The organism is Zhihengliuella alba, assembly GCF_039538765.1.
GTDB classification, from domain to species: Bacteria; Actinomycetota; Actinomycetes; order Actinomycetales; family Micrococcaceae; genus Zhihengliuella; species Zhihengliuella alba.
Genome location: NZ_BAABCJ010000002.1, coordinates 784,141 through 797,953, shown reverse-complemented (window position 1 = coordinate 797,953; position 13,813 = coordinate 784,141). Strand labels below are relative to the sequence as shown.

Sequence of the window (13,813 nt, the reverse complement as noted above, 5' to 3'; positions counted from 1 at the left end):
AGCCAACCCCGGGGTGTCCGGCCTAGGAGGCCGACGCCGCGATGTTGAACATCCAGCTGACGCCGAAGCGGTCCGTCAGCTGCCCGAACTTGTCGCCCCACGGCGCCGTCTCGAGCGGCAGATTGACCGTGGCGCCGTCGGACAGGGCCTCCCACCACTGCTCCAGGCGGCTGTCCTCGTCCGGACTGTCCCCGCTGGAGCTGAGCGCCATGGTGCCGAACCCGTTGCCCTCCATGCCCGGCGGCAGGTCGGAGGCCATGATGTGCGTGCCGCGGTCCACGTAGATCGAGCCATGCATGATGAGGTCCTTGTTCTCGCCCTCCTCGCCCATGCCCTCGGCGTAGGTGCTGGTGTCCAGCTCGCCGCCGAACACCGCGTGGTAGAAGTCCAGCGCCTCGCGCGCGGTGCCCGGGAACTGGAGGTAGGGGGTCAGTCCGATGGTCATGGGGGAGCCTTTCGTCGGAGCAGTCGGCGCTGCCTCCTTCGGCGGAGGCGGGCCGGCGGTGACTGATTCGGCGCGGCGGGGCCTGCGGGTGCCGGCTCGCGGAGTGCCTCGGGCTCAGTCTCTTCCAGTGGGGCCGGTTTGTGAAGACCCCGACGACGCCGGCCCGGTATCCCGCTCCTCGTCCGGCTCGTCGTCCGGGCCCTGGTCCGGGCCCTGGTCCGGTCCATCGTCCGGCGCCGGGGCGCCTGCCGCAGGCGATGACGGTGGACCCGCGGCCTCCGCCGCGGCCTGCATCCCGGCCGGGACCTCCGGGGCCGGGTTGGAGGAGATGAGGGCATTGATCCAGCGGGCGCTCGGGTCCGCATCGACTAGGAGCGCCTTGAGCAGGAGCGTCGCCGGCAGGGCGAGCAGGGCGCCGAGCCATCCGAGCACCCAGTACCAGAACAGCAGGGAGATGAAGGAGAGCGTCGGCGTGACACCGACCGACTGGCCGGCGAACTTGGGCTGGATGATCGCCTGGACGGTGAAGTTCAAGAACGAGTAGGTGATGACCACGGCGAGGGCCGGACCGGGGCCGCCGTCGAGGAGGGCGAGCAGCGCCGGCGGCACCAGGCCGATCACGAAGCCGATGTTCGGGATGTAGTTGGTCAGGAAGGCCAGGACGCCCCAGACCCACATCAGCGGCACGCCGATGATCGCGAGGGCCAGGACGTCCAGCAGTGCCACGATCAAGCCGAACAGGGTGGTCACCACCCAGTAGCGGCGGACCCCCTGGCTGAAGCTGATCAGTGCGCTGGACATGCCGGGGTGGCCGGCCCGGACCATGGCCAGCCGGCGGTGGAAGCCGGCCGAGTCCATGGCCAGGAAGAAGACCGCCATGATGACGGTGACCAGCGTGCCGAGCACTGCGGTGACGTTGCCGACCACGGGACTGAGCAGGCTGGCGATGCCGCCGGCTCCGAGTGCGGCGAACTGGTCCACGATCATGGACTGGCTGATGCCGATCGCGGCCAGGGCGGCGACCGTGTCCGCCCAGAGGGAGGAGAACTGGCTGTTGTAGCGCGGGAGCTCGCGCAGCAGCTCGCCGACGGCCCACCCGCTGGCGCCGAAGAACGCGAAGACGACCACCAGCACCGCCACGAGTGTCAGCGCGGCGGCGAGGTAGCGCTGCATCCAGCGCATCAGGACGCGCTGGAGCGGGTAGGCCACGATCATCAGGTTCAGCCCCAGGAACACCGGGGCGGCGACGTCGCGGACGCCCTGGACCAGCTGCAGGAGCAGGGCGATGCCGGCGAACGTCACCGAGATGACGGCGATCCTCGGCCAGGCGGTCTTGTGGCCGGTTCCGGCCGCGGCGTCGGTTTCGGCCCCAGTCATGGTGTCAGTGTAGTGATGCACGGGCGGCGGGCGGCGGTTGCGCCGATTATGGGCCGGCCGGCGCGATGCTGTATAGTTTTTACTCGGTTCACCGCTGAGGCGATGAACTCATTCCCTCGGGGGTATGGCGCAGTTGGTAGCGCGTCTGCATGGCATGCAGAAGGTCAGGGGTTCGAATCCCCTTACCTCCACCGAAGGACGAGAAGGCCCGGACTCCAGGTCCGGGCCTTTTCTCATGCCCTGACGCGTTCTCATGCCCTGACGCGTTCTCAGGCCCTGACGCGCTCGGGGAACGCACCGATCCCTGTGGCGCCGTGGGGGATGCCGGGGCGCCGTGCGGGGCCGCCGGGGCGGGAGGCGCATCGGCGTCCCCGGGGGTGAGGGACTAGCCCACGGGCCCCGGCAGGGTCCACCATGGGCAGCATGAATGATCCGAAACGAAAGCTGTCCCCCGCAGAGATCGACGAGGCCGGGCTCGCCGGCTGGCAGCAGGTCGACGAGAACCTGACGGCGCGCTTCGCGACGAAGAACTTCGCGACCGGGCTCGAGCTGGTGAATCGCATCGGCGCCTCGGCCGAGGACGCCAACCACCACCCGGACCTCACGCTCACCTACCCCGAGGTCGGCGTGACCCTCTCCAGTCACGACGTCGGCGGCATCACCAGCCGCGACATTGACCTCGCCCGGGTCATCAGCGGTCACGCCGGGGACCTGGGAGTGGGGAGCGGCTCGGGCGACGGATGACCACCAGCCTGCTCCTGCTCGCCGACACCCACCTCCCCGTCCGCGCCAAGCGGCTCAGCGACGACGTCCTCCGCGCCGTCGACGCGGCTGACGTCGTCGTGCACGCCGGGGACTGGGTGGACACGGCCACCCTGAACCTGCTCGAGTCCCGATCCCGCCGGTTCCACGGCGTCTACGGGAACAACGACGGGCCGGAGCTACGGGCCCGGCTGCCGGAGGTCGCACGCTTCACCGTCGAGGGCGTCCGCTTCGCCCTGGTCCACGAGACCGGGCCGGCGCGGAAGCGCGAGGAGCGCATGGAGGCGGCCTTCCCCGGCGTCGACGTGCTCGTCTTCGGTCACTCCCACATCCCGTGGGATACGACCGGCCCCGGCGGGCTCCGCCTCCTCAACCCCGGCTCGCCCACGGACCGGCGCCGGCAGCCCGTCTGCACGATGATGAGGGCCGTCGTCGACGGCGGACGGCTGGACGTGGAGCTCGTCCCGGTGGAGCGCTGGCAGCCGGGCGTCCGGCCATCGGCCCCGACCGTCGGCTAGGCGAACACCGTGAGCGCGTAGACGGCGAACAGCAGCAGGTGGCTCGCACCGTGCAGGGCCGTCGCCCGCCGGCCGGAGAAGGTCGTGACCGTGAGCAGCAGGCTCGTCCCCAGCAGCACCAGATTCGTCGGGCCCTCGCCCAGGGTCACGGCCTGGCCGGTCAGCAGGCCGATCACCAGCACCGCCGGAATGGTCAGCCCCACCGTCGAGACGAGCGCCCCGTGGCACAGGTTGCTGACCCGCTGCATCTCGGCGGTCCGCGCGGCCCGGAGGGTCGTGATGGTCTCCGGCAGGAAGACGATCATCGCGATCAGGATGCCGGAGAGCGCCACCGGCGCGCCTGCGCGCTGCAGCCCCTCGTCCAGGAGTGCGGCCATGTCGTGGGACAGCAGCACGATCGGCACCACGGTCAGCACCAGAACCACCGTCCGCGCGATCAGCTCGCCTCGGTGCGCCGTGAGGACCGCGGCGATGGACGACGGCGGGGTGGCCGTCCCGTCGCCGGGGGCGTCCAGTTCCTGGAAGTCGGCGCGCTGGGCGCCCATCTGGCGGTAGAGGAAGAACGCGTAGAGAGCCACGGTGAGCACGGCGATGGGGACGGCCTGGGCCGGGGTGTAGGCGCCGTCGCGGCCGATGAGGCCGGGCAGGGCGAACGCCACGGCCGTGAGGACCACCAGGACGGACAGGTAGGCGGAGACGCCGGTCGCGTTCGCCCGCAGCCCGCCGTGGCGGAGGCCGCCCACCAGCAGTGCGGCGCCAACCACCAGGTTGAGGATGATCATCGACACCGCCATGACGGAGTCGCGGGCGATGGTCGCGTGCTCGCCCGGGCCGAGCATGACCGCCGAGATCAGGATGACCTCGATCAGCACGATCGAGAGCGTCAGCACGAGCGTGCCGTACGGGTCGCCGAGGCGGTGCGCCAGGTGCTCGGCCTGCGCGACGACGCCGAACGCGCAGGCGATGATCACGAGGACGATGGCGACCAGGACGGCCACCAGGGCCGGTGTGGCCAGCGGGTTCTCGAGCAACGGGTGGGCGACGACGGTGGTCGCGTCGGCGGCCCAGCCCAGCCCCAGTCCGGCGAGGGCGGGAACGGTCAGGACGGTGTGGAGGGTCGATGCGATGCGCACAGGCGATTCACGGTTTCCTGCGGGGCCGTCCCCGCTCTGACGTCCGCCGGCGGGCCGTCCCGCCAACTATTTCAGGGGTCAGTCTAGCCACTCGGCGTCGTCGCGCCGGGCCCGAGGCACGACAGACGGGCTAGAAGAGCTGCCGCAGATTCGTCTTGGCGAGCTCCAGCAGCTCGTCGCCGCGCCCGGACATCACCGTGCGCACCGCGTACAGGGTGAAGCCCTTGACCTGCTCCGCCGTGATCGACGGCGGCATGGACAGCTCCTGCCGCTCGGTCCGCACGTCGAGCACTGCGGGCCCGTCGACCGCCAGGAACTCCTCGACCGCCTTCGGCAGGTCCTTGGAGGACTCCACGCGCCGGCCCCAGAGCCCCAGTGCCTGGGCGACGTCGCCGAAGTTCGGGCTCGCCAGGTCGGTCCCGTACGTGACGAATCCGGCGGCCTTCATCTCCAGCTCCACGAAGTTCAGCGACGAGTTGTTGAAGACCACCACCTTCACCGGCAGCTTCTCCTGCACCAGCGTCGAGAGCTCACCCATCAGCATGCTCAGTCCGCCGTCACCGGCGAGGGCGACCACCTGGCGGCCGGGCTCGGTCGCCTGCACGCCCATCGCCTGCGGCAGGGCGTTGGCCATGGAGCCGTGGCTGAAGGAGCCGATGAGCCGTCGCCGCCCGTTCATCGTGAGGTAGCGGGCCGCCCAGACCACGGGGGAGCCGACGTCGGGCAGGAACACGGCGTCCTCCGACGCCTTCTCGTCGAGGAGCCGGGCCAGGTACTGCGGATGGATGTGCGCCTTGCCCCGACTCGGCACGGCGAGGTCGTCCAGCCGCTCCCGCGTCTTGGCGTAGTGGCGCCGCGAATCGTCCAGGTGCTTGCGGCTCCTGGCCTCCGCCAGCCGCGGCAGCAGCGCCGCGAGGGTCGCCCGGCTGTCGCCGACCAGGCCGAGGTCCAGCGGGTGCCGGCGCCCCAGCTGCTCGCCGCGCAGGTCGATCTGGATGGTGGTCGCGTCCTCCGGGAAGAACTGCTGGTAGGGGAAGTCCGTCCCGACCATCAGCAGGGTGTCCGCGTTCTCCATCGCCCGGTAGCCGGACGAGAAGCCGAGCAGGCCGGTCATCCCGACGTCGTACGGGTTGTCGTACTCGATATGCTCCTTGCCGCGCAGCGCGTGCACGATCGGGGCTCCGAGCCGGTCGGCCACCGCGAGCAGCTCAGCGTGCGCCCCGGCGACGCCGGCGCCGGCGAGGATCGTCGTCCTGCCCCGGCCGTTGAGGAGCTCGGCGGCGTGGTCCAGCTCGTCGTCGGACGGCACGACGACGGGACGCGCCTGCGTGATCACGGTGTTCCGGGTGGACTGGGCCTCGGCGAGGGCGACGTCGCCCGGGATCACCAGGATCGCCACCCCGCGGCGCTCGATGGCGGTCCGCAGGGCGATCTCCATCATGCGGGGCATCTGCGACGGGTGCGCCACGTACTCCGCGTAGACGCTGCACTCGCGGAAGATCTCCTGCGGGTGCGTCTCCTGGAAGTAGTTCGACCCGATCTCCGGGGTCGGGATGTGCGCGGCGATCGCCAGCACCGGGACCCGGGAGCGGTGGGCATCGTAGAGGCCGTTGATCAGGTGCAGGTTGCCCGGCCCGCAGGAGCCCGCGCAGACCGTGAGCTCGCCGGTCATCTGCGCCTCGGCGGAGGCCGCGAACGCGGCGGACTCCTCGTGCCGGACGTTGACCCAGCGGATGGTTCCGTCCTTGCGCAGCGCATCCGTGAGGCCGTTGAGCGAGTCACCGGGAAGCCCGTAGACCCGTTCGACGCCGTTCGCGCGCAGGGTACCGACGATGTTCTCTGCGACCGTGACCATGGTGTCCCTTCCCTCGAGAGGTGTCCTGGTCCGCACGATACTCCTGCGGAATCCGAATGGCCCGGGGCTGTGAGGGACCAGACAGGCACCCCCGGCCCTTGGCGCGGGAAGTCGCTACAGAACCCCGTCGAGCCGGAGCGCCTGCTCGCCGTCGAGCTCGCGCCACCTCGCCGGCACCCCGGCGCTCCGGGTCCCCGCCACCGATGGCATGAGGTCGGCGGCCACGAGGCGTGCGAGTTCGAGCCCGGTCAGCGCGGCGATGTCCACGACGGGCACCTGGAAGGTGCGGAACGGTCCCAGCGGCGGCGCCCCGCCGTCGACCGAGCCAGGGCGCGGGACGCCCGGCACACCCTCCAGCTGCGGCGTCTGATCGACCACGTACCCGGTGGCTGAGAGTACGCCCTGGTGGAGGAAGGCGGCGACCTTGAAGTACTGGAGCGGGATGCCCACGCCGCGGTAGACCGGGTCGCGATCGCTGAACACGGGACCGGTGAACACCGCGATCCGCCGCCCGTGGTCGGCCGCGTTGCGCAGCAGGTACGTCTCCAGGCCGAGCCACAGCTCCAGGCTCTGGTTGTAGGCGGCGGCCTGCGGGGCGGCGTTCGTGTAGAAGAAGGTGTCCTCGTTCGCCCGAGCCGCCTCGGCCCGGGACCTGCCCCAGACGGCGGAGGCCCGCCGTACCAGGTGTCCGCGGTCCAGATCGTTCCGGGCGTAGAGCTCCGGGCCGGCCTGCTGGTCCTCGGGCACGCGCGGATCGAGCCGCCAGTCGATGCCGGACCGGCCGAGCTCGAACATGCTGGCGCCGTCGATCCCGAGGGCCGTCACCGCCGCGAGGCGCCGGTCCGGCCGCAGGGACACCGAGAAGTGGGTGTACGGCAGCAGGACCGTCTCGACGCCCGGGAGCTCCGGCACCGGCAGATGCTCGCCTAGGAAGTGCTCGTCGAATCCCGGGCGGTCGTCCAACCCGTCCGTGGTCGTGGCGTCGTTGGTGGTGGCGGGGCCGTTCGTCGATGCCGGGGTGCTCGTCATGCCCGGAACGTACCAGCGGACGGTGACAGGTTGGTGAACGCCGGGCGGTTCCGGCCGGGCCCTACAGCGTGGCGGTGTCGACGACGAACCGGTAGCGCACGTCGCTGTCCAGGACCCGCTGGTAGGCCTCGTTGATCCGCTCCGCCGGGATCAGCTCGATCTCCGGGGCGATGCCGTGCTCGGCGCAGAAGTCCAGCATCTCCTGCGTCTCCCGGATGGACCCGATGTTGGAGCCGGCGAACGTCCGCCCGCCCATGATCAGGGAGAAGACCGAGACCGGCAGCGGCTGCGGAGGCGCCCCGACGTTCACGAGCGCGCCCTCGGGGCGGAGGGTCGCCAGATACGCGTCCATGTCCAGCGGCGCGCTGACCGTGTTGATGATCAGATCGAAGGAGCCGCGCAGGCCGTCGAGGGCGCCGTCGTCCCCGGTCGCGACGTGACGCGCGGCGCCGAAGGCGAGCGCGTCCTCCTGCTTGGACGTGCTGCGGGACAGGACGGTGACCTCGGCGCCCATCGCCACCGCGATCTTCACGGCCAGGTGGCCGAGCCCGCCCATCCCGACCACCGCGACGCGGGACCCGGCTCCGGCGTTCCAGCGGGCGAGCGGCGAGTACGTGGTGATGCCGGCGCACAGCAGGGGTGCGACGGCGTCGTACGGCAGCGACTCCGGGATCTTCAGCACGAAGTCCTCGTCCACCACCACGTGGGTCGAGTAGCCGCCCTGCGTGATGCTGCCGTCGCGGTCCACCGACGCGTAGGTCTGCGTGTTGCCCTCGAGGCAGTAGTGCTCGTTGCCGGCCCGGCACTGCTCGCACTCGCGGCAGGAGTCCACCATGCAGCCCACGCCGACCCGGTCGCCGACGGCGTGCCTCGTGGCCTCGGGCCCGACCTCGACCACCTCGCCGACGATCTCGTGGCCCACGACCTGCGGGTAGGAGATGGGCCCCCAGTCGCCGCGGACGGTGTGGATGTCGCTGTGGCAGATCCCGGCGTACCGGATCGCGATCAGGACGTCCTTGGGGCCGAGGTCCCGGCGCTCGATGGTGAGCGGGACCAGGGGCTCGGTGGGGGAGGGCGCGGCGTAGGCCTTGGCGGTGAGCATGGGGGCTCCGATCGTTAGGTGGTGGGTGGAAGTCTGCCAGAGGTCCCTGGGTTCAGGTCAGTGGGCGCCGGCCTCGACGAGGACCACACCGCCGATGACGAGGACGATCCCGAGGACCATGCGCTTGGTCAAGGGATCGTCCCAGATCGCCTTGGCCAGGATCGCGACCAGGGCGATTCCGGTCGCCGCCCAGATCGCATAGGCGACGCCGACGGGCATGCCCGCCCGGAGGGACATCCCTAGGAGTGCGAACGCCCCGGCGTAGCCGAGGACGACGGCGATCAGCCACCGCCTCCTGCGCAGGCCGTCCGAAGCCCGCAGGCTCAGTGTCCCGAGGAGCTCGCAGCCGATGGCGAGGGCCAGGTAGAGCCAGCTCATCGGGTGCTCCTCCGCTCGTCGGGACCACCGGGGAGGCCGGTGGGATCGGTGTCCAACCCCGCGTCGTGCTCCGCGGCTCCGGAGGGCCGGGCGTCCCGCGGGTGGGAGCCGGACTCGATGAGCACCACGCCGACGACGATCAGCGCGAGGCCCGCCACCGCCGTCGTACCCAGCGCCTCGCCGAAGAGCAGCGCGCCGGCGACCGCGGTGAGCGCCACCCCGGAGGCACCCCACACGCCGTAGGCGACGCCCACCGGCATCCCCGCCCGCAGCGTCAGGCCGAGCAGGGCGAAGGCGACGACGTAGCCCGCGACGGCGAGAGCGGTCCAGCCGCCGTCGTCGACGGCGGCGCGGAGCGCGAGGGTGCCCGTGACCTCGCCCAGGATGGCGAGCCCGAGATAGAGCCACTTGACCATGGTGCTGATTGTCCTCGACGACGTGCCCTCCGCGACAGCGGGGCCGCGCCATCCGGACGACGGCGCGGCCCCGCGGGCGGTGGCTGGCGTGCTCCGGTGTGCGCAGGCGGAACGCGCCGGCCCCGGAGCGGCCGGGATCGCTAGGCGCCGGAGAGCTGCTCGATCAGCTTGGCGTTGAACGCCTCCAGGTCCCCCGGGTTGCGGGAGGTGATGAGCGGGAAGCCGGCCGACGTGTCGAGGACGACCTCCTCGTCCACCCACGTCGCACCCGCGTTCTTCAGGTCCGTCCCCAGGGACGGGTAGGACGTGAGCCGCTTGCCGGAGGCGAGATCGGACTCGATCAGCAGCCACGGCCCGTGGCAGATCGCCGCGACCGGCTTGCCGGCCTGAGCGAAACCCTTCACCAGCATCTGCGCATTGCTGTTCACGCGTAGCTGGTCGGCATTGAGCGTGCCGCCGGGCACCACGACGGCGTCGTACTGGGCGGCGGCCGCCTCGCCCAGAGTGGTGTCGGCGGGGACCTCGGGGCCGGGCTCCTTGTCGCTCTTCAGCGTCTTGATCGGGCCGGCCTCCACGGCGGCGACCGTGACGTCGGCGCCGGCCTCGCTGAGCGCCTCGATGGGCTTGGTGAGCTCGTCGCTCTCGGTGCCGTAGTTGGTGCTGATGACCAGGACCCTGCGGTCGGCCAGGGCGCCGCCGGCGGGGTTCGGGGTGCTGTTCGCTGCGGATGCCATGGTGGTGCTTCCTTTCGACGGAGGGGGCGCCTGCGGGGATTCGGCGGGGATTCTCCCGCCGCGGGCGCCGCTTCTCCATGGCTACCACAGCCCTCCTGACGCTTCGAGGGGGCTGCGGCCCGGAGGTTGCTGGGAACTCGCTCGACGCTGGTTGGACGGGGCGGGCGACCTACGCCACGTCCGCGGCCCACCGGGTCAGGAAGTGCGCGCCGGCCGCATCGTGGACCTCGTCGTCGTGGCTCAGGACCGTGTAGTCGGTCTCGGGCACGCCGTCCGCGGGACGCACGTCCACGTGCGTGACCCGGCGGCCCTGACCGTGCAGCCAGTCGGCCATCGCGTAGTCGGTGCGCGAATCGCCCATGGTGTACCAGGACCGGGGCTCCACGCCGCGGGCGGCCAGCAGCTCGAGGGCGCGCCGCGCGCCGAGGTCCTTCCCGAGGCGGTCCGACTCGATGTCGGTGGAGATGATCGTCGGGTCGATCCGCACCCCGGTGAGGCCGTGCCGCTCGATCAGGGCGGGGATCGCGGCGTCGAACTCCTTCTGGGCCGCCCAGTACTCCTCGGAGCCCACGCCGACCCGCATCTCCGCGGACACCATGGCGCGCTTCGTGTGGTCGAAGAACATAGTGTCCGCGAAGCGCTCGCGGATCAGCTCGGCGACGTCGGCGCCGAACGCGGGCGGCAGGGCCAGCTCCTCGTCGATGCTCACCTCGCCGAGCCCGTCCGGCTCGACGGCGGCCCACACGGCGCCCTTCTCGCTGATGGTGAAGACCGGTGTGCCGGGGAGCAGGCCGAACTCCCGCAGGCGCGGGACCACCTGCTCGGCGATGAACGCGTCCGACCGGCCGGTATTGAACACCACCGGGATGCCGCGGTTCGCCATGCCGGCGAGGTCGCGGGCGATGGAGTCGATGGCTACCGTGCGGGTGACGGGGCTGGCGATGGGACCGTCGACGTCCAGCAGGAGGCCGAAGGCGGGGGAGGCGTCATGGATGGGGGTGGAGGTCACCCGTCCATTATGGGCGCCGCCCCGCGTAGCGCACCAAGTGCGTCGCGCGGGGCGGCGGGAGCAGCAAGGTCAGCCGGTCTTGCGCATCTGCTGCAGGGGGCACTCGAACGGGTCGCGTGCGCCCAGGCCGACGCGGTTCAGGTACTGGACCACGGCCTTGTAGGAGCTGACCAGGGAGACCTCGGTGTAGGGGATCCCCCGCTCGTTGCAGAAGCGCTGGACAATCCGCTGTGCCTCGGCGAGGTGCGGGCGCGGCATATTCGGGAACAGGTGGTGCTCCACCTGGTAGTTGAGCCCGCCCATGAGGCTGGTATTGAACCAGCCGCCGCGGACATTGCGCGAGGTCAGGACCTGGCGCTTCAGGAAGTCGAGCATCCCGCGCTCCTCGAGCAGCGGCATGCCCTTGTGGTTCGGGGCGAAGGACGCGCCCATGTAGAACCCGAAGACCGCAAGCTGGACGCCCCAGGCGGCGAAGGCGATGCCCGGCGGCAGGAAGATGAACAGCACGGCCGGCACGGCGATCAGTCGCACCATGAGGGTGATGATCTCCATGGGCCGGCGCTTGATGCTGTTGCGGCCGAAGACCGTCTGCAGCGCGTCGCGGTGCAGGTTCAGGCCCTCCAGCAGCAGGAGCGGGAAGAAGAGGTAGCCCTGGCGCTTGGCGATCCAGCGCAGCGGCCCCCGCCGGGTGGCGAACTGCTGCGGTGTGAAGGCGACCACCGGATCCTCGATGTCCGGGTCGTGCCCGATCGTATTGGGGTTCGCGTGGTGCTTGTTGTGCTTGTTGTTCCACCAGGCGAACGACAGGCCGACCACGAGGTTGGCGAGGACGAGCCCCACCCACTCGTTGGTCTTGTGGCTCTTGAAGACCTGGCGGTGAGCGGCCTCGTGGCCCACGAAGGCCATCTGGGTCAGCAGGATCCCGACGAAGCCCGCGATGAGGAGCTGGAACCAGGAGTGCCCGATCAGCACGGAGGCGACGCCGCAGGCGGTCAGGGCCGCGGTCAGGCCGGCCAGCAACCACAGGTAGAAGCCCCGCCGCTTGGCGAGGAGGCCAGCTGCGCGGACCTCCTTGAGGAGTTGGGAGTAATCACTCGTGGCCCGGAAGCGTGCCGGCGTGCCGGAGGAGCTGGTGGGCGGTGCAACAGTAGTACTTGTCATGCGGTGGTATTTCCTGGGGAGATAAAAACCGAAGGCGTATACGACGCAGCCGATCTTGATGTTGAAGTCTGCTGCAGTGGGTAGAGAAAAGCCGCAGCTGAAAGACCAAGTACCTTCAGCGTACGCGAGCGGGCCCGGGAAAGATATGAAGGCGGGCTGGGAGCTGCCTGACGAGGCCCTCCGCTGCCGCCGCCCGGCCCTTCGTCGGCGTCCCGATCCGCCCGCCGTGCTGCACCCGGAAGCTCAGCGGCGGCCCTATTCGAGGATGTCCTGCAGGGCTGCGCGCAGGGACGGGTGCTCGAAGCGGAATCCGGCGTCGGCCAGGACTCGCGACGTCGTGTGCCGGCCCGTCAACGCCAGCTCCGGGTCGGTCCGCAGGACGGCCGCGCCGGCCCGCAGCAGCGGTTCCGGGGTCCGGGCCCCGAGGCGTCGCAGCGCTCCCGGCGCCAGGGCCCCACGGAGGACGTCCATCAGGTCCTCGTTGCGCACGGGTTCCGGGGCGGCGGCGATCACTGGGCCTTCGGGGAGTGCGGCGCCGTCCGTCAGGCCCAGCATCGTCCGCACCACGGCGAGCCAGTCGTCCACGTGGATCCACGAGAACCACTGGCGCCCGGTGCCGACGCGCCCCAGCCCGGCGCGCCCGAGCAGCGCCAGCCGGTCGAAGGCCGGGCAGCCGCGGTCCAGGACGATCGACGTGCGCAGTGTGTAGCGGGTCCCGGCGTCAGCCGCGTCCGCGGCGGCCTCCCACGGGACCGCGACGCCCGTCATCTGCTCCAGCGCCCTCGGGCCCCCGGACGCTCCCCGCGGCGCGCCGTCGGTCGCGGGGAGGGGCGAGTCCTCGGTCACGGCGGTCTCTCCGGCGTCCCCGTAGAGCGCCGTGGTGCTGCCCTGGATCCAGAGGTCCACCGGGTGCCGGCGGCTCGCCTCGGCGAGTGCACGGGTCGGCTCCACGCGCGAGCGGCGCAGCTCGGCGATGTTCGCCGGGGTCGGACGCACGTCCACGAGCCGCCCGGCCAGATTGACCACGGCGACGCGCCGCCGCGCGCCCGCGGCGGCGTCGGGTCCTGACGCGCCGGAGCTCCGGGAGTCGCCCGGCTCGGAGTCGTCGGGTTCGGAGTCGTCGAGTTCGGAGACCCAGGCGCCGGCGGTTCGCCCGTCCCAGACCGTCTGCCGGAACGGCAGGGCCGGGTCGGGCCGCCGGGTGAGGAGGACGACGTCGTGTCCCCGGGTGAGCAGGTCCGCCGCCAGCCGGCGCCCGAGGAATCCGGTGCCGCCGGCGATGACGGTCTTCAGTCCGCTGCGGGGCGCTGGAAGGACCGGCGGGCCGTCTCCAGTCTCGGCCGCGGCGACGAGGGCGTAGAGGCGCGCGGCGTTGAGGGCGAAGTCGGCGGCGATCGGTGCCGCTGCGGCGCCGGCGGCGGCCACGGCGACCGGACCGTCGGCCGAGACCCGCTGCTCGAGGACCGTGCCGCCCCGGTACTCGCGGAGCGTCCAGCGGACCAGCATCCCGCCGCCGGGCTGTGCCTGCCGCCAGGCGAGGGCCGCGGCCGGCTCGGCCTCCGTCACCCGGACGGGCGGAGCGGTCCGGGCGTGGACCGCGCCGATGAGGCCACCCGCGACCGGCGGCCGGGGAACGAACCGGTACTCGTCGCCGGCCCGGGCCGAGCCACGGTTCCCACTGGCGGGGGCCATCGCGGCGACGGCCGGATTCCACTCCGGGAGGCGGGACAGGTCGGCGAGAACCTGCCAGAGGTGCGCGGGGTCGAGGGCCAGGAAGTGCCGTCCGGTTCTCGTCCATGCCATGGCCCAACTCTAGCGCCGGGGCCTTCGCGGAGCGCCGGGACAACGGACGAGGGCGGTGGCCCGGCGTCTGCCGGGCCACCGCCCTCGTCGT

14 protein-coding genes and 1 tRNA gene are annotated in these 13,813 nt (G+C 71.6%); 3 read left to right on the top strand and 12 right to left on the bottom strand.

Annotation, left to right across the window (positions count from 1 at the left end; translation table 11 throughout):
• Positions 1–22: 22 nt before the first annotated feature.
• Together ABD784_RS09315 and ABD784_RS09310 are read right to left on the bottom strand one after the other, a co-directional pair.
• Complete coding sequence (locus ABD784_RS09315) at positions 23–445, bottom strand: VOC family protein (RefSeq protein WP_344883271.1); 423 nt, start codon at positions 443–445, stop codon at positions 23–25.
• 114 nt (positions 446–559) lie between these two features.
• On the bottom strand, positions 560–1,822 hold the full coding sequence (locus ABD784_RS09310; protein ID WP_344883268.1) for an AI-2E family transporter: 1,263 nt from the start codon (positions 1,820–1,822) through the stop codon (positions 560–562).
• Positions 1,823–1,940: 118 nt separating this feature from the next.
• Here ABD784_RS09310 and ABD784_RS09305 point away from each other — a divergent pair.
• From ABD784_RS09305 to ABD784_RS09295, 3 genes are all read left to right on the top strand, one after another.
• Positions 1,941–2,013, top strand: a tRNA-Ala gene (locus ABD784_RS09305).
• A 232-nt stretch (positions 2,014–2,245) separates the two neighbouring features.
• Positions 2,246–2,566 (top strand): 4a-hydroxytetrahydrobiopterin dehydratase, encoded by a 321-nt coding sequence (locus ABD784_RS09300; RefSeq protein WP_344883265.1) that lies wholly within the window; start codon positions 2,246–2,248, stop codon positions 2,564–2,566.
• Positions 2,563–3,102, top strand: a complete 540-nt coding sequence (locus ABD784_RS09295; RefSeq protein ID WP_344883262.1) for a metallophosphoesterase family protein — start codon at positions 2,563–2,565, stop codon at positions 3,100–3,102. Before ABD784_RS09300 ends, ABD784_RS09295 begins: the two co-directional genes overlap by 4 nt.
• Here the strand turns inward: ABD784_RS09295 and ABD784_RS09290 are convergent.
• The 10 genes from ABD784_RS09290 to ABD784_RS09245 form a co-directional block, all read right to left on the bottom strand.
• Positions 3,099–4,229 carry a calcium:cation antiporter gene (locus tag ABD784_RS09290; protein ID WP_344883521.1) on the bottom strand — a complete coding sequence of 377 codons (1,131 nt, stop codon included), beginning with the start codon at positions 4,227–4,229 and terminating at the stop codon, positions 3,099–3,101. The two genes, ABD784_RS09295 and ABD784_RS09290, sit on opposite strands and share 4 nt — an antisense overlap.
• A 136-nt stretch (positions 4,230–4,365) precedes the next feature.
• Positions 4,366–6,090, bottom strand: coding sequence for a ubiquinone-dependent pyruvate dehydrogenase (gene poxB, locus ABD784_RS09285; protein ID WP_344883258.1), 1,725 nt, complete (start codon positions 6,088–6,090; stop codon positions 4,366–4,368).
• A gap of 114 nt (positions 6,091–6,204) precedes the next feature.
• On the bottom strand, positions 6,205–7,119 hold the full coding sequence (locus ABD784_RS09280; protein WP_344883255.1) for a DNA/RNA non-specific endonuclease: 915 nt from the start codon (positions 7,117–7,119) through the stop codon (positions 6,205–6,207).
• 61 nt (positions 7,120–7,180) lie between these two features.
• Positions 7,181–8,221 carry an NAD(P)-dependent alcohol dehydrogenase gene (locus ABD784_RS09275; RefSeq protein ID WP_344883252.1) on the bottom strand — a complete coding sequence of 347 codons (1,041 nt, stop codon included), beginning with the start codon at positions 8,219–8,221 and terminating at the stop codon, positions 7,181–7,183.
• Positions 8,222–8,278: 57 nt separating this feature from the next.
• Entirely contained in the window at positions 8,279–8,599 is a 321-nt protein-coding gene (locus ABD784_RS09270; protein ID WP_344883250.1) for a DMT family transporter, read from the bottom strand.
• On the bottom strand, positions 8,596–9,015 hold the full coding sequence (locus ABD784_RS09265) for a DMT family transporter (protein WP_344883247.1): 420 nt from the start codon (positions 9,013–9,015) through the stop codon (positions 8,596–8,598). The genes ABD784_RS09270 and ABD784_RS09265 overlap by 4 nt, the downstream gene beginning before the upstream one ends.
• A gap of 140 nt (positions 9,016–9,155) precedes the next feature.
• On the bottom strand, positions 9,156–9,749 hold the full coding sequence (locus tag ABD784_RS09260; RefSeq protein WP_344883244.1) for a type 1 glutamine amidotransferase domain-containing protein: 594 nt from the start codon (positions 9,747–9,749) through the stop codon (positions 9,156–9,158).
• A gap of 169 nt (positions 9,750–9,918) precedes the next feature.
• Positions 9,919–10,758 (bottom strand): Cof-type HAD-IIB family hydrolase, encoded by an 840-nt coding sequence (locus ABD784_RS09255; RefSeq protein ID WP_344883241.1) that lies wholly within the window; start codon positions 10,756–10,758, stop codon positions 9,919–9,921.
• A 69-nt stretch (positions 10,759–10,827) separates the two neighbouring features.
• Positions 10,828–11,919 carry a fatty acid desaturase family protein gene (locus ABD784_RS09250; RefSeq protein WP_344883238.1) on the bottom strand — a complete coding sequence of 364 codons (1,092 nt, stop codon included), beginning with the start codon at positions 11,917–11,919 and terminating at the stop codon, positions 10,828–10,830.
• 255 nt (positions 11,920–12,174) lie between these two features.
• Complete coding sequence (locus tag ABD784_RS09245; protein WP_344883235.1) at positions 12,175–13,722, bottom strand: DUF1731 domain-containing protein; 1,548 nt, start codon at positions 13,720–13,722, stop codon at positions 12,175–12,177.
• Positions 13,723–13,813 lie beyond the last annotated feature (91 nt).